Source organism: Roseovarius amoyensis (assembly GCF_003260265.1).
Lineage (GTDB): Bacteria > Pseudomonadota > Alphaproteobacteria > Rhodobacterales > Rhodobacteraceae > Roseovarius > Roseovarius amoyensis.
Map to the genome: position 1 here is coordinate 129,409 of NZ_QITQ01000005.1, position 25,606 is coordinate 155,014.

Here is a 25,606-nt window from a genome sequence, read left to right on the forward strand (position 1 = left end):
CCATTCCTAGCCTTGCCTGCGCAAGCTTGGGATGCCGCATGATACGTCGCCTTTATCACAGCCTGTTTTCCCTGCGCCGCCGCGCGGCGGCGCTGCTGACCGGCCCGATGGCGGTGGCGCTGTTACCTGTGGTGCTGTTCCTGGGCCACCGCGTGGGGGGCGAGGATGCGCTGGCGCTGGCAACACTGGCGGTGCCCGCGGCGCTGCTGTTGGCGGGCGCTTTTGGCCGGCACCGGCGCGGCACTGCGGATATCGGACCCCCGGTGGTGTCGGGGCGGTCGCTGCGGCAGGCGCTCGATGCGGCGCTTGGCCATCCCGGCGGCGGGATGGCGGCCTGCATCATGCTGCAAATGGATGATCACGACCGCCTGCGCGATGGCGAAGGGCTTGCCGCCGCCGCCCTTGCTGATCATGTCGCGCTGCACCTGCAGGCCAGCCTGCGCCGGCGCGATCGCATCTTCTTTCTTGGAGGCGGGCCATTCGGCATCGTGCCTGCCCCGGCGCGCCGGATGACCGCCGATGCGCTGTGGCAGATGGGCGCACGCCTGCAGGAGGGGTCGCAGCGCATCGATGGCAAGCCCGGCGCGGTGGCAGGTTTTTCCGTCTGTATCGGCATTGCCATGGCAGCGGTCGGGCGCGACACCGGCAAGGACCTGATGGCGGCGGCCGCCGCCGCCCTGGCCGAGGCGCGCGAAACCGCCCCGGCGACGATCTGTCTGCGCCGGTCGGGGCCGAAACGCGGCCCCGTTGCGGGGCCGCGCCCCCTGCGTCTGCATGACGAAGCGGTTCGCGCGCTTGAGGGGGGCGAAATCACCGCCTGGTTCCAGCCCCAGCTTTGCACCGATACCGGCCGCGTCTCGGGGTTCGAGGCGCTGGCGCGCTGGTGTCACCCGCAGCGCGGCGTTCTGGCGCCGGCGCGTTTCCTGCCCTATCTCGAACGTGCCGGGCTGGCCGCCCAGCTGCAGGAGGTGATCCTGCGCGATGCGCTGGGTGCGCTGGGAAAATGGCGCGCGCTGGGCTTTGGCATCCCCAGCGTCGGGGTCAATTTCTCACCTGTCAGCCTGCGGGACCCGGCCCTTGCCGATGCCATCGCGTGGGAGTTGGATCGTCACGACCTGCCGGCAAGCTGCCTGACGGTCGAGATCCTCGAAGCCGTGGTGTCGGTCTCGCCCGACGATGCCACCGCGCGTAATATCCGGCGCCTGTCCAAGATGGGCTGTCGCATCGACCTGGATGATTTCGGAACCGGGCACGCGTCGATTTCGTCGCTCAGGCGGTTTCAGCTCAACCGGTTAAAGATCGACCGGTCCTTTGTACGGGGTATCGACGGCGACCCCGATCAGCAGCGGATGGTCGCCGCGATCCTGACGATGGCAGAGCAGCTGCAGCTCGACACACTGGCCGAGGGGGTGGAAAGCGCGGGCGAGCATGCGCTGCTGGCGCAGCTTGGCTGCGGCCATGTGCAGGGCTTCGGCATCGCCCGCCCGATACCGTATGAGCGCACGCCATGCTGGTTGAGCGAACATGCCGCGAAACTGGGGTCGCCGCCCGAGATCGGGCGCGCCATGCCCTGAGCGGACCGGGGCCGCCAGGCCTGACCGCGGGGGCTTGATTTGCGGAATTCTTGCCGGGCTTGGGCCGGCGCGACCGATAATCCACTTGACCTTTTGGCCGTCACTCTGTTGAACCCCCAAGACTGGGAACAGGACAGGTGATCGCCGGCGATGGACGACCAGAACAAGAACCTCCTTCTTGCAACCGCGCTCAGCTTTCTGGTGATTCTGCTGTGGTTCGTGTTGTTTCCGCCGGCAGAAGCGCCCGAACAGGCCAGCCTGACAGCGCCCGAAAGCGCCACCCAGCAGCAGGCCCCGGCCGATGGCGTGGCCAGCGCCCCCGTCGCCACGGAACCGGGCGCCGCGATCCCACCGGCGGCCACCTCGGGCGTCACCGGTGACGCCAGCGCCGGCGCGGTCGAGCAGACGCAGGACGACACGCCGCGTATCACCATCGACACGCCAACGCTGAAAGGCTCCATCTCGCTGCGCGGCGGGCGCATCGACGAGTTGTCGCTGAAGGGATACCGCGAAACGCTGGACCCGGATTCGGAGATCGTCACGCTGTTGTCGCCGGTCGGCAGCGATCAGCCCTACTATGCGCTCTTTGGCTGGGCGCCCGGGGCCGGGCTGACCCCCGACCAGGTGCCGGGCGCCAACACGATGTGGCAGGTTGAAAGCGGTGGCCCCCTTACCCCTGAAAACCCCATCGTCCTGAGTTGGGACAACGGCGCCGGGCTGACCTTCCGCCGTGAGGTGCAGATCGACGACAAGCTGATGTTCACCGTCACCCAGTCGGTCACAAACGCCGGCGGCGAGACCCGTGCGCTGGCCCCCTATGGCATTCTTGCCCGGCACGGCCTGCCGGCGGACCTCAAGAACTTCTTCATCCTGCACGAGGGTGGCATCCAGATGGTCGACGGTGAGCTGACCGAGATCGACTATGACGATTTCGAGCCGGCCAGCGCGCACGAGACCATCGCCGTGGAAGAGGCCACCTGGACCGGCTTTACCGATCACTTCTGGATGACGACGCTGATCCCCGCATCGGGCTCCGGAACCCATATAAGCACCTTCCAGGATACCCGCCGCGCCATCTATCAGACCACCGCCAGGCAGCCCACCGTCACGCTGGCCCCGGGCGAAAGCGCGACCGCCTCGACCCGGCTGTTCGCCGGCGCCAAGGAATGGGACACGATCCGCAGCTACCAGAACGAGGCAGGCATTCCTAAGTTCATCGATTCGATCGACTGGGGCTGGTTCTTTTTCCTGACGAAACCGATCTTTGCGGTGCTGCACTGGCTTAACCAGGTGATCGGCAATATGGGCTGGGCGATCATCGCGCTGACCTTCTGCATCAAGGCGCTGCTCTTCCCTCTGGCCTACAAATCCTACGTCTCGATGGCGAAGATGAAAGAACTGCAGCCGCAGATGGAAAAGCTGAAAGAGACCGCCGGCGACGACCGCCAGAAGCTGCAGAAAGAGATGATGGCGCTCTACAAGCGGGAAAAGGTCAACCCCGCCTCGGGCTGCCTGCCGATCCTGTTGCAGATCCCGATCTTTTTCTCGCTCTACAAGGTGATCTTCGTCACGCTCGAGCTGCGCCACGCCCCCTGGATCGGCTGGATCCGCGACCTGTCGGTGCCTGATCCTTCGTCGCTCTACAATCTCTGGGGTTTGCTGCCCTGGGACGCGCCCGAACCCGGATCCGTGCTGGCGCTGATCTTCATCGGGTTCCTGCCGCTCTGCTTGGGTGTCTCGATGTGGCTGCAGCAAAAGCTCAACCCCGCGCCGACCGACCCGACGCAACAGATGATCTTTGCCTGGATGCCCTGGGTGTTCATGTTCATGCTGGGCAACTTTGCATCGGGGCTGGTGTTGTACTGGATCACCAACAACACGCTGACCTTTACCCAGCAGTACCTGATCATGCGCAGCCACGGCTACAAGCCGGACGTGTTCGGCAACATCAAGTCCAGCTTCAAGCGCAAGTCCGGTGCGGAGGACAAGTGATGGCCCGCGTCGCCGCGTTGTGGCGGCATCCGATCAAGGCCCACGGATGCGAATCGCTGCAATCGGTGACACTTGCCGCAGGGCAGACCATGCCGTGGGACAGGCGCTGGGCCGTCGCGCACGAGGCTGCGCGCGCAGACGGCAGCGCCTGGGCGCCCTGCGCCAACTTTTCGCGCGGGGCCAAGGCAGCGGCGCTGATGGCAATCACGGCGCGATCCGACACCGCCGCCGGCACGGTCACCCTGTCGCATCCCGACCGCCCCGACCTGACATTCGATCCCGACCGCGAAGAGGCGGTGTTTCTCGACTGGGTGCGTCCGTTGATGCCGGAGGAGCGCGCGCAATCGGCGCGCATCCTGCGGGTCGAGGGGCGTGGCATGACCGATACCGAGTTCCCGTCGCTGAGCCTGGTCAACCTCGCCTCGGGCGAGGACCTGGGCCGGCGTATGGGCCAGGTGCTGTCACCGCTGCGTTGGCGCGCCAATATCCACCTTGAGGGGCTGGAGCCCTGGGCCGAACGGGAATGGATCGGTCGCCGCCTGCGCGCCGGCGGGGCGGAACTGACGGTGCGCGAGGCAATCGGCCGATGCCTTGCGACCGCTGCCAACCCCGAGACCGGCAAACGCGACGCCGATACGCTGGGCGCACTAAAAAACGAGTTCGGGCATACCGAGTTCGGCCTGTATGCCGAGGTCACCAGCGGCGGCGTGCTGGCCGTCGGCGACACGGTCGAGCCGCTGACATGAACAGCCTGCCCTTTCCCCTTGCACCCGAACCGCCACACGAGGTGGCAGAACGCGGGCGGCGGCTGTTCGCCGGGCCGGTCACCTTCGTCAAGGGCGTGGTGGCGATGTCGGGCTTGCCGCCGGGCGACAGGCCCGAGGTCTGTTTCGCCGGGCGCTCGAACGTCGGCAAGTCGTCGCTGATCAACGCGCTGACCGGGCGCAAGGGGCTGGCGCGGGCGTCGAACACCCCGGGCCGCACGCAGGAAATCAACATCTTTGCGCTGGGCGAAAGCCACTACCTGGTTGACCTGCCGGGCTATGGCTATGCCCAGGCGCCGCGGGACAAGGTCGCGGCGTGGCAGGCGCTGCTGAAACAGTACCTGGCCGGGCGCGCGACGCTGCGCCGCGCCTTTCTGCTGATCGATGCCCGCCACGGGGTCAAGCCGGTGGACGAAGAGATCATGTCACTGCTCGACAGCGCCGCCGTCACCTTTCAGTGTGTTCTGACCAAGGCCGACAAGGTCAAGGCGCAGGACCTGGACCGAGTGCTGGAACAGACGCGTGGACGCTTGGCGACCCATCCGGCCGCCTATCCCGAACTGATCCTGACCTCGTCCGAAAAGAGCGAAGGGCTGGCCACGCTGCGGGCGGAAATCGCCGCGCTGGCCTGACGCCGGGCGTTCAGCCCTCGCCCGGGGCGGTGTCGGTGATGATCTTGCGCAACATTGCCTTGGCGCTGTCCGAACTCCAATGCGCGTCGCCCAGCATGCGCGCCACCTCGCGCCCGTCCCGGTCGAGAATCAGCGTGACCGGCAGGCCGGCAACGCCCATCTCGCGCGCCATCTGCTGTTTGGGGTCGCGGTGCAGCGGCAGGTTGTCGACGCCGATCTCGGCAAAGAAATCCTTCATCGCCTGCGGCGGGTTGCGCCCGGTGGCGATGGTGACGACCTCGAAGTCGCCGCCGCCCAGCTCGGTCTGCAACTCGGCCAGCATCGGCATTTCCTTGCGGCAGGGCGCGCACCAGGTGGCCCAGAAATTGACCAGCGCGATCTTGCCCTTGAAGTCGGCCAGCGTTCCAGTGCCGCCGCCATCAGCCTCGAACGCGGTTTTCGTCACTGGCTTGGAAGAGCTGTGAAAGACGAGCTTTTTCATGTCGTCATCCAGCATCGCGGCCAGCTCGGAATGGGCGGCACCGCCGGTGCCGCCATCCGCGTTGTCGGCGGGCATGAGGTACAATGCGGCTGCGCCGATTGCACAGGCGCCGGCGGCTATATAAAGCAGGGCGGAGAGATTCAGGCGCATTCTACCTCCCGGGAGGGCCAGCATGACGGACAAGACCTCGAACCAGATGTGGGGCGGCCGCTTTGCCGCCGGACCGGACGCGATCATGGAGGCCATAAACGCCTCGATCGGGTTCGACAAGCGGTTGGCGGTCCAGGACATCGCCGGGTCGAGGGCCCACGCCGCGATGCTGGCGGCCACGGGCATCATCAGTGATAGCGACGCCGAGGCCATCGGGGAAGGGCTGCTCACGGTGTTGTCAGAGATGGAGGGTGGCGAATTCACTTTCTCGACCGCGCTTGAGGACATTCACATGAATGTCGAGGCGCGGCTGAAGGACCTGATCGGCGAACCGGCCGGGCGGCTGCACACCGCGCGTTCGCGCAATGACCAGGTGGCGACCGATTTCCGGCTGTGGGTGCGCGACCAGATCGACGCGGTTGATGCGGCGCTGGTGACACTGTGTCGCGCGTTTCTGGCGCAGGCCGAGGCGGGCGCCGATTGGGTGATGCCGGGCTTTACCCATCTGCAGGTGGCCCAGCCGGTGACCTGGGGCCATCACATGATGGCCTATGTCGAGATGTTCGGCCGCGACCTGGGGCGGTTTCGCGATGCGCGGGCACGGATGAACGAATGCCCCCTTGGCGCAGCGGCGCTGGCGGGCACGTCCTTTCCCATCGACCGCGAGATGACTGCGCGCGCGCTGGGGTTCGACCGGCCCTGCGCCAACAGCCTCGATGCTGTCAGCGACCGCGATTTCGCGCTGGAATTCCTGGGCGCGGCGTCGATCTGTGCCATGCATCTCAGCCGCCTGGCCGAAGAGCTGGTGATCTGGTCGTCGGCGCAGTTCCGTTTCGTGCGCCTGTCGGACCGGTTTTCAACAGGCTCGTCGATCATGCCGCAAAAACGCAACCCCGACGCGGCAGAGCTGATCCGGGCCAAGACCGGGCGCATCTTTGGTGCCGGGGTCGCGCTGTTGACGGTGATGAAGGGGCTGCCACTGGCCTATTCCAAGGACATGCAGGAAGACAAGGAACAGGTCTTTGACGCCGCCGACAACCTGATGCTGGCGATTGCCGCGATGGCCGGGATGGTGGCGGACATGGCCCCCGACCGCGCCGCGCTGGAGGCGGCGGCGGGCACCGGCTTTGCCACCGCGACCGACCTGGCCGACTGGCTGGTGCGGGTGCGCGGCATGCCGTTCCGCGATGCGCACCACGTCACCGGCCGGCTGGTGGCTCTGGCCGAGGAAAAGGGTTGTGATTTGCCCGACCTTCACCTTGCTGACATGCAGGCAGTGGATTCGGGCATCACTGATGATATCTTCGAGGTGCTGGGCGTGCACAATTCGGTGGCGTCGCGCACAAGCCTTGGCGGTACCGCGCCCGAACGCGTGCGCGAACAGATCGCCCGCTGGAAGGAGGCCCTGAAATGAAACGTCTTTGCGCAGTCCTGATGCTGGCCCTGCTGGCCGGTTGCGGCGTCGATGGTGAGCCGATTGCGCCCTCGATGAATGCCAATGTCGGCGCGGGGCCGCACGGCGTCAGCGGCTCGGCCGGGGTGACGGTCAAGAACGGCCCGCTTTCGGTGGGCTGGGGCGTGGGGACGTGAGCCGCGTCAGCGGTCATGCCCGGCATGTGATTTCGTATCGTTGAATTGGCTGGCAGGCGGGGCCGGGGATGGACCACTTTCTTTATCGTGACGGCGCCTTGTTCGCCGAGGACGTACCGGTGGCGGACATCGCCGCAGAGGTGGGTACGCCGTTCTACTGCTATTCCACCGCCACGCTGACGCGGCATTTTCGACTGTTCGACGAGGCGCTGGAGGGGCTCGACCATCTGGTCTGCTACGCGATGAAGGCGGCCAGCAACCAGGCGATCCTCAAGACGCTGGCGGCGTTGGGCGCGGGGATGGACGTGGTTTCGGGCGGGGAATACGCGCGTGCCAGGGCGGCCGGCGTGCCGGGCGAACGCATCGTCTTTTCCGGCGTGGGCAAGACGCGCGAAGAGATGCGCGCCGCGCTTGAGGGCGGCATCCGTCAGTTCAACGTCGAGAGCGAGCCAGAGATGCTGATGCTCAACGAGGTGGCGCTGGGTTTGGGCCGGGTTGCGCCCATTACCATCCGGGTGAACCCGGATGTGGATGCCAAGACGCATGCCAAGATCGCCACCGGCAAGTCGGAGAACAAGTTCGGCGTGCCGATCGCGCGCGCGCGCGAGGTCTATGCCCAGGCTGCCGCCCTGCCGGGGCTGCAGGTGGTGGGCATCGACGTGCATATCGGCAGCCAGCTGACCGACCTGGCGCCGTTTCGCGCCGCCTATGAAAAGGTGGCCGACCTGACCGAAGCGCTGCGCGCCGATGGCCATGACATCCGCCGGCTCGACCTGGGTGGGGGGCTGGGCATTCCCTACACGCGCTCGAACGAGTCGCCGCCGTTGCCGATGGATTACGGCGCCCTGATCCGCCAGACGCTGGGCCACCTGGGCTGCGAGATCGAGATAGAGCCGGGGCGCCTGGTGGTCGGCAATGCCGGTATCCTGGTGGCCAGCGTGATCTATGTGAAATCGGGCGAGGGCCGCGATTTCCTGATCCTCGACGCCGCCATGAACGACCTGATCCGCCCGGCGATGTACGATGCCCATCACGATATCGTCACCGTGGCAGAGCCCGCGCCGGGGGCCGAACAGGCGCCCTATGACATCGTCGGGCAGGTCTGCGAAACCGGCGATACATTCGCCCGCGGTCGCATGATGCCGCCCATCGCGCAGGGCGACCTGGTGGCGTTTCGCGGCGCCGGCGCCTATGGCGCGGTGATGGCCAGCGAATACAACACCCGCCCGCTGGTGCCCGAGGTGCTGGTGGCGGGGGATCGCTTTGCCGTGATCCGCGCGCGGCCGAGCTTTGACGAGATCATAAATCGCGATACCATCCCCGAATGGCTGTAAGGCGCGCGGAACCCCGCGCGCCCCGACCCGGCCAGGGATAGGGAGCATGGCGAAAAACACCCCCCCCAGCGCCATCATGGCGCGGCTGAGGCTGCCGCTGGCCCTGACATGGGCCGGACTGGCGGCCGAACGGCTGGTGCGTGCCTTCTGGCCGCTGTGGACGCTGGTCGCCGCGGTGGTGGCGGTGCTGATGCTGGGGCTGCACGATCACTTGCCTGCAGGGGCGCCCTGGCCGCTGGCGTTGCTGGCCGGGGTGGCGATGGTGGTCTTCGCGGTGCGGGGTGCGCTGGTGTTCCGCTGGCCCGCGCGGCACGAGGCGCTGGCGCGGATCGACAGCCATCTTGCCGGCCGGCCGCTGAGCGCGCTGGCGGATGCGCAGGCGGTCGGCAAGGGCGACCCCCAGTCAGAGGCACTGTGGCGGGCGCATCTGGCGCGCATGGCCGAACGGACGGCCAGGGCGCGGGCGGTGGCGCCCGATCTGCGGCTGGCGTCGCGCGACCCGTTCGGGCTGCGCTATGTGGCGTTGCTGATGCTGGTGGTCGGGCTGATGTTCGGTTCGGTGCTGCGGGTGGGCACGGTGGCGCGGGTGGGGCCCGGCGGTGGTGCACTGGCCGGCGGCCCGGCGTGGGAAGGCTGGATCGAGCCGCCCGCCTATACCGGATTGCCGAGCCTTTACCTGAATGACCAGAATGGCGAGATCCGGGTGCCCGAGGGCAGCCGCGTGACGCTGCGGCTTTATGGCGAGGTCGGCGCGCTGGGCGTGGCCGAAACCGTGTCGGACCGTGAGGTCGGGCAGGAACCCGTGACCGGCCCCGAGCAGTTCTTTGACGTGGCGCGCGACGGAACGCTGGAAATCGCTGGACCCGGCGGGCGGTCCTGGACCGTCACCGCCATCCCCGATACCCCGCCCGAGGTGGCGCTGATGCCCGACGGGGCCAAGACCGATTTCGACGGGCAGATGAGCCAGCCGTTTCATGCCCGTGACGATTATGGCGTGGTGCAGGGACGGGCCGTGTTCCGGCTGGACATGGCGGAGCTGGACAGGCGTCACGGCCTTGCGGTCGAGCCCGAGCCGCGAGAGGATATCGTGCTGGACCTGCCGATGCCGATTGCCGGTGATCGCAGCGACTTTATCGAAACCCTGATCGAAAACCTGTCGCAGCACCCTTGGGCGCATCTGCCGGTGGTGCTGGAACTGGAGGTGCACGACGAGGCCGGGCAGGCGGGGCAAAACCTGCCGGCACCGATGACGCTGCCGGCGCGGCGGTTCTTTGACCCGCTGGCGGCATCGGTGATCGAACAGCGCCGCGACCTGCTGTGGTCGCGCGAGAACGCGCCGCGCGTGGCGCAGGTGATGCGGGCGATTTCGCACCGGCCCGAGACCGGGCTGTTCCGCTCGAATGGTGCCTATCTGCGCTTTCGGGTGATCCTGCGGCGGCTTGAAACACTGATCCGCGAGGATGCGCTGAGTATGCAGGCGCGCGACGAGATTGCGCAGGCGCTGTGGGATTTGGGCGTGATCCTCGAGGATGGCGATATCGGTGACGCGCTGGCGCGGATGCGCGCGGCGCAGGAACGGCTGGGCGAGGCGATGCGCAACGGCGCCAGCGAGGAAGAAATCGCGCGGCTGATGGATGAATTGCGCGACGCAACGCAGGACTATCTGCGCCAGAAGGCGCAGCAGGCCCAGCGCGAGGGCGATCAGCAGGACGGCGACCAGGAGCTGTCAGAGAACATGATGATGCTCGACGCCCAGGACCTGCAGGACATGCTGGACCGCATACAGGAGCTGATGGAACAGGGCCGTTTCGCCGAGGCGGAGCAGGCGCTGCGCGAGTTCCAGCAGATGATGGAAAACCTGCGCATGGCCGAGGGCCAGCAGGGTCAGCAGGGCCAGAGCCCGGGCGAGCAGGCGATGGAGGGGTTGGCCGACACGCTGCGCGATCAGCAGGGGCTGTCGGATCAGGCGTTCCGCGACCTGCAGGAACAGTTCAACCCCGGCGCGCGTTCGGGCCAGTCGCAGGAAAACGAGGGCCGCGACGGCGGCCTTGGGCGCGGGCAAAGCCACCAGCCCGGACAGGGCGAGGGCCAGGGCGGCGGCCAGGGTGAACAGCCCGGTGAGGGCCAAGACGGTCAGAGCGCCGAAGGGCAGGGGGAAGGATCGCTGGCCGACCGGCAAGAGGCGCTGCGCCGGGAACTGGAACGCCAGCGCGGCAGCCTGCCCGGCGCCGGGACCGAGGGCGGCGACGCCGCGCGTGAGGCGCTGGACCGCGCCGAACGGGCCATGCGTGGGGCTGAGGATGCGCTGAGGCGAGAGGATCTGGCCGAGGCGCTTGACAGCCAGGCCGAGGCGATCGAGGCGCTGCGCGAGGGTATGCGCAACCTCGGCGAGGCGCTGGCCGAGAACAACCGCACTCCCGGCGGCCAGGGCGAGGCGATGGGCCGACCCGGCGACGAACAGTCCGATCCGTTGGGCCGGCGCGCCGGCCGAGGAGCGCAGCTTGGCTCGCCGGACAGCCTGCTGCAGGGCGAAGACGTTTATCGCCGCGCGCGCGAACTGCTGGATGAAATCCGCCGCCGTTCGGGCCAAGGTGAGCGCCCGGATGTCGAGCTGGAATATCTCAGACGGCTGCTGGAACGGTTCTGATCCGCGCAGAACCGCCGTCAGGGCTGCGCCAGCATCCCCGACACCTGTTCGTTCAGCATGACGCGCAGCTGGTCCACGGCGCCGACATAGGTGGCCAGCGGATCGGCCAGCGCCGGAACGGCGTCAGCCAGCTGAGGCGCAAAAAGATAGAGCGCGGTGGCGATAAGCGCCAGCAGGATGGCCATGCGCAGACCCCGGCCGAACCCGCCGCGCGCGGGCTGGTCGGTGGCCCTGGTGCCGTCGCGGGCCGAACTGTCATCACTGTCGGATGGCGTGTCGGCGGCGAAGGTCGAGTTGATTTCGTCGATGTCAGGCAACAGGTCGCGGCGGGAGCCCGGGTTGATGTCGTCCTCGACGGGTTCGGGCTGAGGGTCCGCCGTGCCCTGCAGGCGTGCAATCCGCGCCCGCGCCTGGTGCGAACGTTGGTCAGTATCGTCCTGCGGTTCGGACAGCCCCAGGTCGGGCTGGGATTCCAAATTGGCGGCAGCCTCGGCGGCGCGGGCCTGTGCCTCGCGCTTGGCCTCTTCGCGCAGCACGCTGGCGACGTCGTCATCCAGCCCGCGGCGCTGGGCCGCCTGGGGTTCTTCGTCCGGTGCGGGTTCGGCGGTGTCGTCACCTTGCGGTTCGGGCCAGTCCTGGCCGGTTTCGTCATCCGCACCGGCAGGTTCGTAGTCCGCGGCCATCTCTGGCGGTGCGTCGTCGCCATGCGCCTGGAACCAGGTCTCTCCGCAGTTCGAGCACTGCACGTCACGCCCGTTTTCGGGAATGACCTCGTCGGGAACTTCGTACTGCGCCCCGCAATTGGGACAAGTGAGCCTCATGTCGTCACCCGTTGCCTTGTTTCGGCCCCCGCCGGTTTGCGTCCGGCTGTCTTTTCGACCATAGGTGTAACGACTGCACGGCGAAAGGGCAAAGCAATTTGGGCACTTGCCGTTGCGCCGTCGCGGGCTCTGGGGCATGAAAGGCCCGTTGCGCGAACGAGGGTCGGCTTTGATCGAGCTGGAAAATGTGGCCTACAACTATGGCGGTGGCGAGTTGCTGAGCGATATCTCGCTTCGGCTGCAGCCGGGGTCGTTCCATTTCCTGACCGGTCCGTCCGGGGCAGGCAAGACCACGCTGCTAAAGCTGTGCTATGGCGCGCTGGTACCCACTGCGGGCCAGGTGCGGCTGTTCGAGCGCGACGTGCGCGAGATGGAGCGCGACGACATCGCACTGATGCGGCGGCGCATCGGTGTGGTCCACCAGGATTGCCAGTTTCTCGACCATCTCAGCGTGTCGGACAACATCGCGCTGCCGCTGATGGTGGCGGGGCGCGACCTGTTGGCGGAAAGCGCGAACCTTAAGGAACTGACCAACTGGGTCGGGCTGACCGAGCGCGCCCATGCCCTGCCGCCCGAACTGTCGGGCGGTGAGCGACAGCGCGCGGCGCTGGCGCGGGCGGTGATCATGTCGCCCGACGTGCTGCTGGCGGACGAGCCCACCGGCAATATCGACTGGGAAATGTCCCAACGCCTGATGCGCCTGCTGATAGAGCTGAACCGCATGGGCAAGACGATCATGATCGCGACCCATGACATCGCCCTTATCCGCGCGGCCAAAAGCCATGTCCAGGCGCGGGTGCTGCGCATCTCGAACCGGCGCGTGCAATTGGCGGGGGCGGACCTGTGAGGCGCGTACTCGGCATGTTGGCGGAATTCCTGGCCGGCGACGCCCAGTCGGGCAAGGTGGTGCCGCCGACCGGCTTTACCGCCCGGCTGACCCTGTTCAGCGCCTTTGCGATGGCGTTCCTGACCGTGTTCGCGCTGGCGCTGTCGCTGGCCACCGGGCGGCTGGCCGATCGCTGGGGGGCCGAGCTGGCGCGCACCTCGACCGTCCGCATTTCTGCGCCGGCGGGCGAGATGGCGGCGCAGACAGAGGCGGTGCTGAAGGTGCTGGAAACGACCAAGGGCGTGGCCAGCGCGCGGGCGCTGACGGACGAAGAACAGCGTGCCCTGCTGGAGCCGTGGTTCGGCCCCGATCTGCCGGTCGAAACCCTGCCGATCCCCCGCCTGATCGAGGTAATCGAGACCGAAAAGGGTTATGACGCCGACGGGCTGCGCCTGCGGCTGGCGGCCGAGGCACCGGGCGCGGTGCTGGACGATCATACCCGCTGGCGCCGCCCGCTGGTGCGCGCGGCCAGCCGTCTGCGGCTGTTGGGCTGGGCGTCGATCCTGCTGATCGCGGCGACGACGGCGGCGATGATCACCCTGGCCGCCAACGCCGCGCTGGCCGCCAATGCGCAGGTGATCGGCGTGCTGCGGCTGGTCGGTGCGCGCGATGCCTATATTGCGCGCGCGTTCGAGCGGCGCTTTACCTTGCGCACGCTGGCCGGGGCCGCGCTGGGCACGGTTCTGGGAGCGCTGGCGATCGTCGCGCTGCCGCAGGCCCAGCCCGAGGGCGGTTTTCTGACCGGGCTCGGGTTTCGGGGCTGGCACTGGCTGTGGCCGCTTATCATTCCGCCGCTGGCGGCGCTGGTGGCCTTTGCCGCCACCCGGGCCGCCGCCCGCCGAACCCTGAGGAACATGCCATGAGCCACGCGCTGCAGTGGCTGCGTTCACTGGTCTTCGTGGCGTCGATCTATCTGATGATGGGGCTGATGGGGGTCTTTTTCCTGCCCTGGGCGGCGGTCAGCCGGCGCGGGGCGCTTTATGCCTGCCATGCCTGGTGCCGCTGGGTACGATGGAGCGCACGCTGGATGGTCGGCCTGCGCACCGAGGTTCGGGGCACCCCGCCCAGCGGCGAGGTGATGATCGCGGCCAAGCACCAGTCGTTTCTGGATATCATCCTGATTTTCGGCGCGGTTCCGGACGGCAAGTTCATCATGAAGCGCGAGTTGATGTGGGCGCCGGTTCTGGGGCTATATGCGCTGAGGATCGGCTGCGTTCCCGTCGACCGGGGCAAGCGCAGCGCCGCGATCCGGCAGATGGTCGCGGACGTTGCCAGGGGGCGGCAGGCGCCGGGGCAACTGATCATCTATCCGCAAGGCACACGCATCGCCCCCGGCGTGCGTGCGCCATACAAGATCGGCACCGGCGTGCTGTACGAGGAGCTGGGCCAGCCCTGCGTGCCGGCAGCCACCAATGTGGGCCTGTTCTGGCCACGCAAGGGCATCCTGCGCAAGCCAGGCCTTGCGGTGGTCGAATTCCTGCCGCCGATCGAGGCGGGGCTGGACAAACGCGTTTTCATGACCCGGTTGGAGCGTGAGGTCGAGGATGCCTCGAACCGGCTGATGAAGGAGGCGGGATTTAATGCGGAAAATCGAAACGGTTGAGGAACTGACGGCGCTTTACCCCGAACCGGTGCCACTGGCGCTGAAAAAGGTGGCGACGCGGCTGACCCCGCTTTACCGGCAATGGATCGAGGGCTCGCGGTTCTGCATCCTGTCCACCGCGGGGCCTTTGGGCGTGCATGGCAGCCCGCGCGGGGATGACGGCCCGGTGATGCGGGTGCGCGACGAACGCACCATTCTGATGCCCGACTGGCGCGGAAACAACCGCCTGGACGCGCTGCGCGACATCGTCGAGGACGGGCGCGTGGCGCTGCTGTTCCTGGTGCCGGGATCGACCACCACGGTGCGCGTGAACGGACGTGCGGTGCTGACCGATGACGAGGCGCTGCGCGGCAGCTTTGCGCGCGGCACCACCCTGCCCGCGACGGTGATCGTGATCGAGATTGCCGAGGTCTATATCCAGTGCGCCAAGGCGCTGTTGCGGTCGGGCCTTTGGGGGCGGGATGACCGCGACAGCGTGCCCACCACCGGCCAGATCCTTGCGGAAATGACCGATGGTGAAAATGGTGGCGCGGCCTACGACGCCGAGTACGAAAGGAACGCGCGACCGCGGATGTGGTAGGCGCCTAGCTGTGGATGGGCCCGTCGCCGCAGGCGAGCGCGGCCTCGCGCACGGCCTCTGAATAGGTCGGGTGGGCGTGGCAGGTCAGTGCGATGTCCTCGGCCGCGGCGCCGAATTCCATCGCGACGCAGATCTCGTGGATCAGGTCGCCCGCCGCCGGGCCGATGATATGGGCACCGAGAATGCGGTCGGTTTCCTTGTCCGCCAGCAGCTTGACGAAGCCATCGCCGGCAAACACGGCCTTGGCGCGCGCGTTGCCCATGAACGAGAACTTGCCGACCTTGTAGGCGCGCCCCTCTTTCTTGAGCTCTTCCTCGGTCTTGCCGACGCTGGCAACCTCGGGGTGGGTGTAGATCACGCCGGGGATGACGCCATAGTTGACGTGACCAGCCTTGCCGGCGACGACCTCGGCCACGGCCATACCTTCGTCCTCGGCCTTGTGGGCCAGCATGGGCCCGGCGATCGCGTCACCGATGGCGTGGATGCCCTTGACGCTGGTCTGCCAGTGCTCGTCCGTCCTGATCTGGCCGCCCTTGGACAGCTCGACCCCCAGCGCGTCCAGGCCGAGCCCGTCGGTATAGGGTCGCCGCCCGGTGGCGACCAGAACGACGTCGGCGTCAAGCTGGTGTTCGCTGTTGTCCTTGCGGAGGGTGTAGTTGACCTTGGCCTTGGCCTTGGTCTTGAGCGTCTCGACACCCTGCACGGCGGCGCCCAGAACAAAGGTCAGCCCCTGTTTCTTGAGCATGCGCTGAACGGTCTTTTGCACCTCGCCGTCCATGCCCGGGGTGACGTGATTAAGATATTCCAGCACCGTCACCTCGGACCCGAGCCGGGCATAGACGCTGCCCAGTTCCAGCCCGATCACGCCGGCGCCGATCACCGCCAGCTTTTTCGGGACCTTGGGCAATTCCAGCGCGCCGGTGGAACTGACGACGATCTTTTCATCAACCTCGACGCCCGGAAGGGAAGAGGATTGAGAGCCGGTCGCGATGATGATGTTGCGGGTCTCGTGGACCTCGTCGCCGACCTTGACCTTGCCGGGCTCGGGGATGCTGCCCCAGCCCTTGAGCCAGTCGATCTTGTTCTTCTTGAACAGGAACTCGATGCCCTTGGTGTTCTGGCCGACGACATCGTCCTTGTAGGCAAGCATCGCCTTCCAGTCGACCGAGGGCGCCTTGCCCTTGAGGCCCATCTTGGGAAAGTTGTGCTGGGCCTCGTGCAGCTGGTGCGAGGCGTGCAAGAGCGCCTTGGAGGGGATGCAGCCGACGTTCAGGCAGGTGCCGCCCAATGTTTCGCGCCCCTCGACACAGGCGGTTTTCAGCCCCAGTTGGGCACAGCGGATGGCGGCGACATAGCCGCCGGGGCCGGCGCCGATGATGATGACGTCATAGGAAGTCATGAGGGTTTCCTTTTTTGTTGGGCGGAGGCGGGGGCGCTGCCCCCGTCCCGGATCAGGTCCGGGACTCCCCCGAGGTATTTAGAGCCAGATGAAGCATTCAGTGCGGCGTGGCGAGGGGTAACGCCCGACGCCCCCCTCGGGCGGGCGCTGCCCGTTGTTTGGCGTGGGCTCACAAATCCATCAGCAGACGGCGCGGGTCTTCCAGCGCTTCCTTGACGCGCACGAGGAAGGTGACCGCGCCCTTGCCGTCGACGATGCGGTGGTCATAGCTGAGCGCCAGGTACATCATCGGACGGGCGACGATTTCGCCGTTCACGACCATCGGGCGCTGCTGGATCTTGTGCATGCCCAGGATGCCCGATTGCGGCGGGTTCAGGATCGGCGAGGACATCAGCGAGCCGTAGACGCCGCCGTTGGAAATGGTGAAGGTGCCGCCTTGCATCTCGGCCATCGACAACTTGCCGTCGCGGGCGCGGGCGCCCTTTTCGGCGATCTGCTTTTCGATGTCGGCGAATGACAGGCTGTCGGCGTCGCGGATCACCGGCACGACAAGGCCGGTGGGCGTGCCGGTGGCGATGCCCATATGCACAAAGTTCTTGTAGACGATGTCGGTGCCGTCGATTTCGGCGTTGACCTCGGGCACCTCTTTCAGCGCGTGACAGCACGCCTTGGTGAAGAAGGACATGAAGCCCAGCTTGACCCCGTGCTTTTTCTGGAACTCGTCCTTGTAGGCGGTCCTGAGCGCCATCACCTCGGTCATGTCGACCTCGTTATAGGTGGTCAGCATGGCGGCGGCGTTCTGGGCGTCCTTGAGCCTGCGGGCGATGGTCTGGCGCAGGCGGGTCATGCGCACGCGCTCTTCGCGCGATGCGTCCTCGGCGGGGACCGGGGCGCGCGGGGCCTGAGCGGGGGCCGCTGCCGGGGCAGAGGTGGTGGCGGGGCCAGTGTCGGCAGCCGCCGCGGCCTTCGCCACGTCTTCCTTCATGACGCGCCCGTCGCGGCCGGATCCCTGGACCTGGTCGGGCGAAAGGCCTGCCTCGGCCATCGCCTTGCGGGCCGAGGGGGCATCCTCGACATCCTTGCCGGTTGCGGGTGCTGCGGGGGCGGCCTGTTGCGCGTCGCCCGCCGGGGGCTGCTGTGCGGCTGCGCCGCTGCCCGAGGCCATTTCGGCCAGCTTGCCGCCGGCCTGCACGGTGTCGCCTTCGCCGGCGATGATATTCGTCAGCGTACCGGCGGCAGGGGCGGGCACCTCGACCGAGACCTTGTCGGTTTCCAGCTCGCACAGCATCTCATCAGCGGCGACGCTGTCGCCCACCGCCTTGAACCAGGTCGAGACGGTGGCCTCTGTCACTGATTCGCCCAGCGTCGGCACCATCACGTCGATGCTGTCGCCCGAGGCGTCGGCGTCGGCGGCGGGGGCATCGCCCGCCGGTTTGTCCGCATCGGCGGGTTCGGTGGCGGCGGGTTCGTCATCGGCGCCGGCCCCTTCGGAAATCGTGGCCAGCAGGGCATCGACGCCTACGGTCTCGCCCTCTTTGGCGATGATCTCGGCCATCTTGCCGGCGGCGGGGGCGGGCACCTCGACGGTGACCTTGTCGGTTTCCAGCTCGCACAGCATTTCGTCGGCTGCGACGACGTCGCCGGGTTTCTTGAACCAGGTCGCCACGGTGGCCTCGGTCACGGATTCGCCCAGCGTGGGCACGCGTACTTCGATGGTCATCGGTTCACTTTCCTTCGATGGTCAGGGCGGCGTCGATAAGCGCCTGCTGTTGGGCCTTGTGTTGCGAGGCAAGCCCGGTGGCGGGCGAAGCCGAAGCGGGGCGGCCGGCATAGATCGGCCGGGTGTGCCTGGCCCCGATGCGGGACTGCACCCATTCGATGTTGGGTTCGATGAAGCTCCAGGCGCCCTGGTTCTTGGGCTCTTCCTGACACCAGACGATATCGGCCTGCTTGAATCGCTCCATCTCCTTGACCATGGCGAGGGCCGGGAACGGGTAAAACTGCTCGATCCGCATCAGGTAGATGTCGTCGATGCCGCGTTTGTCGCGTTCTTCCAGCAGGTCGAAATAGACCTTGCCCGAGCACAGCACCACGCGGCGGATCTTGTTGTCGGGCTTGAGCTTGGTATCGGAGTGGCCTTGTTGGGCATCGTCCCACAACACGCGGTGGAAGGACGAGCCAGTGGTGAAATCATCCGTACCTGAAACGCACAACCGGTGACGCAGCAGCGATTTCGGCGTCATCAGGATGAGCGGCTTGCGGAAGGTGCGGTGCAACTGCCGGCGCAGGATGTGGAAATAGTTGGCCGGGGTGGTGCAGTTGGCCACGATCCAGTTGTCCTGTCCGCACATGGTCAGGAAACGTTCCAGCCTGGCGGATGAGTGTTCGGGGCCTTGCCCCTCGAACCCGTGGGGCAGCAGACAGACGAGGCCGGACATGCGCAGCCATTTCGATTCGCCCGAGCTGATGAACTGGTCGAACATGATCTGGGCGCCGTTGGCGAAGTCGCCGAACTGGGCCTCCCACAATGTCAGCGCGTTGGGCTCAGCCAACGAATAGCCGTACTCGAATCCCAGAACCGCGTATTCCGACAGCATCGAATCGATGACCTCGTACTGGGCCTGGCCCGCGCGGATATTGTTGAGCGGGAAATAGCGTTCTTCGGTTTCCTGGTCGATGAAGGCAGAGTGGCGCTGTGAAAACGTGCCGCGGGTGCTGTCCTGCCCCGAGAGGCGAACAGGGTAGCCTTCGAGCAGGAGCGAGCCAAAGGCGATGGCCTCGGCGGTGGCCCAGTCAAAGCCCTGGCCGGTCTTGAACATCTTTTTCTTGGTTTCGATCAGGCGGGCGATGGTCTTGTGCAGGGGAAAGTCCTTGGGCACGGATGTCAGTGCGCGGCCGATTTCCTCGAACGTTTCGGGCGCGATCGCGGTTGCGCCGCGCTGATAATCGTTGTCCTGACGGTCGAGATGCGACCACTTGCCGTCCAGCCAGTCGGCCTTGTTGGGGCGGTATTCCTTGCCCGTTTCGAATTCGTCGGCCAGGTGCGCCTGAAAGGCGGCCTTCATGTCCTCGACTTCGCCCTCGGGGATCAGCCCGTCCTTGACCAGCCGGTCGGTATAGAGCGCCAGCGTGGTCTTGTGGCCCTTGATCTTTTTGTACATCAGGGGGTTGGTAAACATCGGTTCGTCCCCCTCATTGTGGCCAAAGCGGCGATAGCAGAATATGTCGATGACCACGTCCTTGTGGAATTTCTGGCGGTATTCCGTGGCCACGCGGGCGGCGTGGACGACCGCCTCGGGGTCGTCGCCGTTGACGTGAAAGATCGGCGCCTCGACCATCAGCGCGATGTCGGTGGGGTAGGGGGACGAGCGCGAAAAATGCGGCGCCGTGGTGAACCCGATCTGGTTGTTCACGACGATGTGGATGGTGCCGCCGGTTCGGTGCCCCTTGAGGCCCGAGAGACCAAAGCCCTCGGCCACGACCCCCTGACCGGCAAAGGCGGCGTCGCCATGCAGCAGCACCGGCAGAACCTTGGTGCGATCGGCGTCGTTCCACTGGTCCTGCTTGGCGCGGACCTTGCCCAGAACCACGGGGTTCACGGCCTCGAGGTGGCTGGGGTTCGCGGTCAGGCTGAGGTGAACGGAATTGCCGTCGAATTCGCGGTCCGACGAGGCGCCAAGATGGTATTTCACGTCGCCCGAGCCGTCGACCTCGTCCGGCTTGAAACTGCCGCCTTGGAATTCGTTGAATATGGCGCGATAGGGCTTGCCCAGAACGTTGGCCAGCACCGAAAGCCGACCGCGGTGGGGCATGCCGATGACGATTTCCTTCAGGCCCAGCTGGCCGCCGCGCTTGATGATCTGCTCCATCGCCGGGATCAGGCTTTCGCCACCATCAAGGCCGAAACGCTTGGTTCCCATGTACTTGACGTGCAAGTATTTTTCGAACCCTTCGGCCTCGACCAGCTTGTTCAGGATCGCCTTGCGGCCCTGCCGGGTAAAGCGGATTTCCTTGTCGTAACCCTCGATCCGTTCCTTGAGCCATGCCGATTGCTCGGGGTCGGAAATGTGCATGTATTGCAGCGCGAAGGTGCCGCAATAGGTGCGCTGGACGAGGCCGAGGATTTCGCGCATCGAGGCCACCTGCAGCCCCAGCACGTTGTCGATGAAGATCGGCCGGTCCATGTCGGCCTCGGAGAAACCATAGGACTTGGGGTCGAGTTCGGGCCGATAGCCGCTGTCGCGCAGGCCCAGCGGATCAAGGTCGGCGGCCAGGTGGCCGCGGATGCGGTAGGCGCGGATCAGCATGAGCGCGCGCACCGAATCGAGCACCGCGCGCTTGACCGCTTCGTCCGACACCTCTGCGCCGATCTCGGCCGCCTTGGTCTTGATCTTTTCGCCCGCCTTTTCCGCCTCGGCCGGCCATTCGCCGGTCAGCGCGCCGGTCAGGTCATCCATGGGCTGGGGCGGCCAGTCGGACCGCGCCCAGGAGGGGCCTGCGGCTTCCTTGCGGATGTCGGCCTCGCCGTCGCCGAGTTGCTTGAAAAAGTCCGCCCAGGCAGCATCGACCGCGCCGGGGTCTTCGGCATAGCGGGCGTAGAGCTGTTCGAGATACTCGGCGTTTGCCCCCTGCATGAAGGAAGAGGCGTGGAAGCCGTCGTTCGGGGATTGCTCGGTCATGGGATTTGCCTCCCGGTTTCTAGTTGAACCATTTCATCCAAAGTGGAAATTCGAGGATCTGATAAAGAACGTACCAGATCGCGATCAGGCCGATAAAAGCCAAGGCGCCGACGATAGCCGGTATTATCCGGCCCTCACCTTTTTCAGTGCCCCAGTTGTAGGCCGTGAAACCGGCAATGAAAGGCGTGGTGATTGTCAGCCAATTCAGCGTTTCCAACATCTGGTGAACCCCCGCCCGCCTTCATAAGCGTGGGCTGCTCCTCCGCCCGCGGACGGGGCCGCCCTTGGCGCATATGGGAAACCGTTGCGAATATTCTCGTCCTCATGCCGCCGGCGGAGGGCCATAGGCGTTCGTTTCCGGTTCGGACGGGCGGGTCAGCCAGTAGATGTACACCACCGCGATGGCCAGGCCGATGAGGCCGAAGATGGCGCTCAGCACCATGCCGCCGGTCGAAGGCAGTTCCGTCGGCATGCCGCTGGTCGGGTCGATCTCGGGATTTCCGAAGCCCAGGAACCGCATCGCGAGGTTGTAGAGCGAGGGGATCAGGAAATACCAGCCCGGCCGGCCGGTGTCCTGCAGGCGGCGGAACCCGACCGCCAGCATCGGAACGAACAGCGCCAGAACATAGAGCAACGGCAGAACCGGAGCGAGGGAAACGACCAGCATGCCGATGACATAGGCCAGCACGAACCACCAGAATTCCGACCGCGAGGCGCGGCCCGAAAAGGTGGCGTATTTCTGCGTCAGGCAGGTCTTGACGGCAGTTACGAAATCCATGTGCGTTCCCCTCTGTTGTGTGGCGGACGGTCTTTGGTGTCCCCCTATTTCTTTCCGATCACCTCCAGCACCGCCTCGCCCAGCCCGGCGGGGCTTTCGCTGACGACGATCCCGGCAGAGCGCATCGCCTCGATCTTGTCGTCGGCGCCGCCCTTGCCGCCGGCGACGATGGCGCCGGCATGGCCCATCCGCCGGCCCGGAGGTGCGGTGCGCCCTGCAATGAAGCCGGCGACCGGTTTCTTGCGGCCTTTCTTTGCCTCGTCCTTGAGGAACTGCGCCGCCTCTTCCTCGGCCGAGCCGCCGATTTCACCGATCATGATGATAGATTCGGTTTCGTCATCGGCAAGGAACCATTCCAGCACATCTATGTGTTCGGTCCCCTTGATAGGGTCGCCGCCGATGCCGACGCAGGTGGACTGGCCCAGCCCGACATCGGTGGTCTGCTTGACCGCCTCGTAGGTCAGCGTGCCCGAACGCGATACCACGCCGACGGTGCCGCGCTTGTGGATGTGGCCGGGCATGATGCCGATCTTGCAGGCGTCGGGGGTGATGATGCCGGGGCAGTTGGGGCCGATCAGCACCGACGTGCTGTCCATCAGCGCACGCTTCACGCGCATCATGTCCAGCACCGGGATGCCCTCGGTGATGCACACGATCAGCGGCATGCCGGCGTCGATCGCCTCGAGGATCGAATCCGCGGCGAAGGGCGGCGGAACATAGATCACGCTGGCGTTGGCGTCGGTTTCGGCCATCGCCTCGTGAACCGAGTTGTAGACCGGCAGGTCCAGGTGCGTGGTGCCGCCCTTGCCGGGGGTGACGCCGCCGACCATCTTTGTGCCATAGGCGATGGCCTGTTCAGAGTGGAACGTGCCCTGGCTGCCAGTCAGGCCCTGACAGATGACACGGGTGTTTTCGTCTACGAGTACGGCCATTGGTGGCGTGCTCCTTCATGTTTCTGCCGCCGGTGGGCGGCCGCTATGATGACGGGTCAGCCGTCGCGGCTGTCCGGAGTGAAGCGGGTGACGGTATACGTGGTGACGCGCATGGCCGCCATTCCGATTACCCCTTCACCGCCTTCACGATCTTTTCGGCGCCGTCCTTGAGGTCGTCGGCGGCGATCACGTTCAGGCCGGACTGGCCGATGATCTCTTTGCCCTTTTCGACATTGGTGCCTTCGAGGCGCACGACCAGCGGCACCTGCAGGCCCACTTCCTTGACCGCGGCGACGACGCCCTCGGCGATGACGTCGCAGCGCATGATGCCGCCGAAGATGTTGACCAGGATGCCTTTGACCTGCGGGTCGGAGGTGATGATCTTGAACGCCTCGGTGACCTTTTCCTTGGTCGCGCCGCCGCCCACGTCGAGAAAGTTCGCCGGTTCCGCGCCGTACAGCTTGATGATGTCCATCGTTGCCATCGCCAACCCGGCGCCGTTGACCATGCAGCCGATCTCGCCATCGAGCGCGATGTAGTTGAGATCGTATTTCGAGGCTTCCAGTTCCTTGGGGTCTTCCTCGGACACGTCACGCAGTTCGGCGATGTCGGCATGCCGGTAGATGGCGTTGGAATCGAAGCCCATTTTGGCATCGAGGCATTTCAGGTCGCCCCCGTCGGTCAGGATCAGCGGGTTGATTTCCAGCATCTCCATGTCCTTTTCCAGGAACACCTGATAGAGCGTTCCCATCAGCGCGACGCATTGCTTGACCTGCTTGCCCGAGAGCCCGAGCATAAAGGCGATGCGGCGGCCGTGGAACGGCTGATAGCCGGTGGCCGGATCGACCGAAAAGCTGAGGATCTTGTCGGGGGTGCTTTCGGCGACTTCCTCGATATCCATGCCGCCTTCGGTCGAGCAGACGAAAGAAACCCGGCTGCTGCTGCGATCGACCAGCAGGGCAAGGTAGAATTCCTTTTCGATGCCGGACCCGTCTTCGATGTAGATGCGGTTGACCTGCTTGCCGGCGGGGCCGGTCTGCTTGGTCACCAGGGTCTGACCCAGCATGCGCTTGGCCTCTTCTGCGGCCTCTTCGACCGAGCGGGCCAGCCTGACGCCGCCGCCTTCGCCGGCGCGCGGTTCCTTGAAGCTGCCCTTGCCGCGGCCGCCGGCGTGGATTTGTGCCTTGACGACCCAAAGCGGGCCGTCCAACTCGCCCGCGGCGGTCTTGGCCTCTTCGGCGCGCAGCACGATACGGCCGTCCGAGACCGGCGCGCCGTAAGAGCGCAGCAGGGCCTTGGCCTGATATTCGTGGATGTTCATGAAACTCTTCCGTCCTGACTAACAATCAGAACCCGTATACGCGCATTCGCGTGGTCATTTGAAAGAGGTTTTGGCGCTGAGTGGGGATTTCCGCCGAATTATCCATATTTGTGATCACACGCTCCAAACGCGTGATCACAACAGCCGGAAGTGCCGGGGCGTTGTCAGGGAGAAAAGAATCAGGGCCGGTCGCGGCCGGCCCTGTCTGAATCACATCGTGCCCGGTCCGGTATGGTTGAAACCGGGTCGGCGCCTCATTTGAGCGAGGCGTCGATTTCCTTGCAGGCCTCGACCAGGCCCTTGACCGCCTTGACGGAGGTGTCGAACATTTCCTGTTCCTGCTTGTTGAGCTTGATGTTCACCACCCGCTCGATCCCGCCGGCGCCGATCACGGTGGGCACGCCCACATACATGCCCTTGACCCCGAGATCGCCATCGCAATAGGCGGCGCAGGGCAGCACGCGTTTCTGATCCTTGAGATAGGCCTCGGCCATCTCGATGGCGGCGGTGGCGGGGGCGTAAAAGGCCGACCCGGTCTTGAGCAGGCCGACGATTTCGGCGCCGCCGTCGCGGGTGCGCTGCACGATGGCGTCCAGCTTGTCCTGCGTGGTCCAGCCCATTTCGACCAGGTCGGGCAGCGGGATGCCGCCAACGGCGGAATAGCGCACCGAGGGCACCATCGTGTCGCCGTGGCCGCCCAGCACGAAGGCGGTGACGTCTTTCATCGACACGCCGAATTCAACGCTGAGGAAGTGGCGGAACCGCGCGCTGTCCAGCACGCCGGCCATGCCGCAGACCTTGCGTGTCGGCAGGCCCGAGAACTTCTGCAGCGCCCAGACCATCGCATCCAACGGGTTGGTGATGCAGATGACAAAGGCGTCGGGCGCGTTGGCAGCAATGCCTTCGCCGACCGATTTCATGACCTTGAGGTTGATGCCGAGCAGGTCATCGCGGCTCATCCCCGGTTTGCGCGGCACGCCGGCGGTGACGATGCAGACATCGGCGCCGGCGATATCGGCATAATCCTGCGTGCCCTTGAGCGTGGCGTCGAAACCTTCGGACGGGCCGCTTTCGGCGATGTCGAGCGCTTTCCCTTCGGGGACGCCTTCGGCAATGTCGAAAAGAACGACATCGCCCAGTTCCTTGAGGGCGGCGAGATGGGCGAGCGTGCCGCCGATTTGTCCGGCGCCGATGAGGGCGATCTTGGGTCTGGCCATGGGAACAATCTCCGCTGGTTGGATTTGCGCATTGGCCTAGTCGCAAAGCTCGCCGCGTGCAAGGGTGCCGCGACGCGGCAAATCTGTTAGGCCGGGCAAACCGGCGCCGCCGTGACCGGATCAACCCGAAAATTCAGAGGGTTTCGGCGGGCTTCGCCGCTGGTGGCGCACATATGTATGACGTCTGTGCGCGTGCATGGCGCGGTCATCCTTGCAGGTGTTTCCG

Annotated in this window: 22 protein-coding genes; 12 read left to right on the forward strand and 10 right to left on the reverse strand. The window is 66.0% G+C overall.

Going from position 1 to position 25,606, the window contains the following annotated elements:
• The first annotated feature begins 38 nt into the window (after nt 1–38).
• The 4 genes from DL899_RS06755 to yihA all read left to right on the forward strand — a co-directional run bounded on the left by DL899_RS06755 (nt 39) and on the right by yihA (nt 4,962).
• The gene (locus DL899_RS06755) at nt 39–1,574 is read left to right on the forward strand and encodes an EAL domain-containing protein (protein ID WP_111733224.1); all 1,536 of its coding nucleotides are present in this window, start codon (nt 39–41) and stop codon (nt 1,572–1,574) included.
• 150 nt (nt 1,575–1,724) lie between these two features.
• The gene (gene yidC, locus DL899_RS06760; RefSeq protein WP_111733225.1) at nt 1,725–3,566 is read left to right on the forward strand and encodes a membrane protein insertase YidC; all 1,842 of its coding nucleotides are present in this window, start codon (nt 1,725–1,727) and stop codon (nt 3,564–3,566) included.
• Nucleotides 3,563–4,312 carry an MOSC domain-containing protein gene (locus DL899_RS06765; protein ID WP_420820957.1) on the forward strand — a complete coding sequence of 250 codons (750 nt, stop codon included), beginning with the start codon at nt 3,563–3,565 and terminating at the stop codon, nt 4,310–4,312. Before yidC ends, DL899_RS06765 begins: the two co-directional genes overlap by 4 nt.
• Nucleotides 4,309–4,962, forward strand: coding sequence for a ribosome biogenesis GTP-binding protein YihA/YsxC (yihA, locus tag DL899_RS06770; RefSeq protein WP_111733227.1), 654 nt, complete (start codon nt 4,309–4,311; stop codon nt 4,960–4,962). Before DL899_RS06765 ends, yihA begins: the two co-directional genes overlap by 4 nt.
• A 10-nt stretch (nt 4,963–4,972) precedes the next feature.
• Here yihA and DL899_RS06775 read toward each other — a convergent pair whose 3' ends face one another.
• Nucleotides 4,973–5,593, reverse strand: a complete 621-nt coding sequence (locus tag DL899_RS06775; RefSeq protein WP_111733228.1) for a TlpA disulfide reductase family protein — start codon at nt 5,591–5,593, stop codon at nt 4,973–4,975.
• A gap of 22 nt (nt 5,594–5,615) precedes the next feature.
• Here DL899_RS06775 and argH point away from each other — a divergent pair, with 22 nt between their 5' ends.
• The 4 genes from argH (at nt 5,616) to DL899_RS06795 (ending at nt 11,164) form a co-directional block, all read left to right on the forward strand.
• A complete protein-coding gene (gene argH / locus DL899_RS06780; RefSeq protein WP_111733229.1) occupies nt 5,616–7,007 on the forward strand; it encodes an argininosuccinate lyase in 1,392 nt (463 codons plus the stop codon).
• The gene (locus tag DL899_RS06785) at nt 7,004–7,183 is read left to right on the forward strand and encodes an argininosuccinate lyase (RefSeq protein WP_111733230.1); all 180 of its coding nucleotides are present in this window, start codon (nt 7,004–7,006) and stop codon (nt 7,181–7,183) included. The genes argH and DL899_RS06785 overlap by 4 nt, the downstream gene beginning before the upstream one ends.
• Before the next feature lie 68 nt (nt 7,184–7,251).
• Nucleotides 7,252–8,517: a diaminopimelate decarboxylase gene (gene lysA / locus DL899_RS06790; protein WP_111733231.1), complete on the forward strand. Its 1,266-nt coding sequence runs from the start codon at nt 7,252–7,254 to the stop codon at nt 8,515–8,517.
• A 46-nt stretch (nt 8,518–8,563) separates the two neighbouring features.
• Nucleotides 8,564–11,164 (forward strand): TIGR02302 family protein, encoded by a 2,601-nt coding sequence (locus tag DL899_RS06795; RefSeq protein ID WP_111733232.1) that lies wholly within the window; start codon nt 8,564–8,566, stop codon nt 11,162–11,164.
• 17 nt (nt 11,165–11,181) lie between these two features.
• Here the strand turns inward: DL899_RS06795 and DL899_RS06800 are convergent, their stop codons facing one another.
• Nucleotides 11,182–11,985 (reverse strand): zinc-ribbon domain-containing protein, encoded by an 804-nt coding sequence (locus tag DL899_RS06800; RefSeq protein ID WP_111733233.1) that lies wholly within the window; start codon nt 11,983–11,985, stop codon nt 11,182–11,184.
• Nucleotides 11,986–12,154: 169 nt separating this feature from the next.
• Here DL899_RS06800 and DL899_RS06805 point away from each other — a divergent pair, with 169 nt between their 5' ends.
• The 4 genes from DL899_RS06805 to DL899_RS06820 are packed head-to-tail and all read left to right on the forward strand — an operon-like array spanning nt 12,155 to nt 15,054.
• Nucleotides 12,155–12,832: a cell division ATP-binding protein FtsE gene (locus tag DL899_RS06805; RefSeq protein WP_111733234.1), complete on the forward strand. Its 678-nt coding sequence runs from the start codon at nt 12,155–12,157 to the stop codon at nt 12,830–12,832.
• 14 nt (nt 12,833–12,846) lie between these two features.
• The gene (locus DL899_RS06810; RefSeq protein ID WP_204355264.1) at nt 12,847–13,734 is read left to right on the forward strand and encodes a cell division protein FtsX; all 888 of its coding nucleotides are present in this window, start codon (nt 12,847–12,849) and stop codon (nt 13,732–13,734) included.
• Nucleotides 13,731–14,474, forward strand: a complete 744-nt coding sequence (locus DL899_RS06815; protein ID WP_111733236.1) for a lysophospholipid acyltransferase family protein — start codon at nt 13,731–13,733, stop codon at nt 14,472–14,474. The genes DL899_RS06810 and DL899_RS06815 overlap by 4 nt, the downstream gene beginning before the upstream one ends.
• Nucleotides 14,452–15,054, forward strand: coding sequence for a pyridoxamine 5'-phosphate oxidase family protein (locus DL899_RS06820; RefSeq protein ID WP_111733237.1), 603 nt, complete (start codon nt 14,452–14,454; stop codon nt 15,052–15,054). Before DL899_RS06815 ends, DL899_RS06820 begins: the two co-directional genes overlap by 23 nt.
• Before the next feature lie 4 nt (nt 15,055–15,058).
• Here the strand turns inward: DL899_RS06820 and lpdA are convergent, their stop codons facing one another.
• The 8 genes from lpdA to mdh all read right to left on the reverse strand — a co-directional run bounded on the left by lpdA (nt 15,059) and on the right by mdh (nt 25,380).
• Entirely contained in the window at nt 15,059–16,453 is a 1,395-nt protein-coding gene (gene lpdA / locus DL899_RS06825) for a dihydrolipoyl dehydrogenase (protein ID WP_111733238.1), read from the reverse strand.
• 169 nt (nt 16,454–16,622) lie between these two features.
• Nucleotides 16,623–18,173 carry a 2-oxoglutarate dehydrogenase complex dihydrolipoyllysine-residue succinyltransferase gene (gene odhB, locus DL899_RS06830; protein ID WP_111733239.1) on the reverse strand — a complete coding sequence of 517 codons (1,551 nt, stop codon included), beginning with the start codon at nt 18,171–18,173 and terminating at the stop codon, nt 16,623–16,625.
• Nucleotides 18,174–18,177: 4 nt separating this feature from the next.
• On the reverse strand, nt 18,178–21,132 hold the full coding sequence (locus DL899_RS06835) for a 2-oxoglutarate dehydrogenase E1 component (protein ID WP_111733240.1): 2,955 nt from the start codon (nt 21,130–21,132) through the stop codon (nt 18,178–18,180).
• 19 nt (nt 21,133–21,151) lie between these two features.
• On the reverse strand, nt 21,152–21,352 hold the full coding sequence (locus DL899_RS06840; RefSeq protein ID WP_111733241.1) for a hypothetical protein: 201 nt from the start codon (nt 21,350–21,352) through the stop codon (nt 21,152–21,154).
• Nucleotides 21,353–21,454: 102 nt separating this feature from the next.
• Complete coding sequence (locus DL899_RS06845) at nt 21,455–21,910, reverse strand: DUF805 domain-containing protein (protein WP_111733242.1); 456 nt, start codon at nt 21,908–21,910, stop codon at nt 21,455–21,457.
• 44 nt (nt 21,911–21,954) lie between these two features.
• Nucleotides 21,955–22,842 carry a succinate--CoA ligase subunit alpha gene (gene sucD / locus DL899_RS06850; protein ID WP_111733243.1) on the reverse strand — a complete coding sequence of 296 codons (888 nt, stop codon included), beginning with the start codon at nt 22,840–22,842 and terminating at the stop codon, nt 21,955–21,957.
• A 127-nt stretch (nt 22,843–22,969) separates the two neighbouring features.
• Nucleotides 22,970–24,163 carry an ADP-forming succinate--CoA ligase subunit beta gene (sucC, locus tag DL899_RS06855; protein ID WP_111733244.1) on the reverse strand — a complete coding sequence of 398 codons (1,194 nt, stop codon included), beginning with the start codon at nt 24,161–24,163 and terminating at the stop codon, nt 22,970–22,972.
• Between the two features lie 254 nt (nt 24,164–24,417).
• Nucleotides 24,418–25,380: a malate dehydrogenase gene (gene mdh, locus DL899_RS06860; RefSeq protein ID WP_111733245.1), complete on the reverse strand. Its 963-nt coding sequence runs from the start codon at nt 25,378–25,380 to the stop codon at nt 24,418–24,420.
• Nucleotides 25,381–25,606 lie beyond the last annotated feature (226 nt).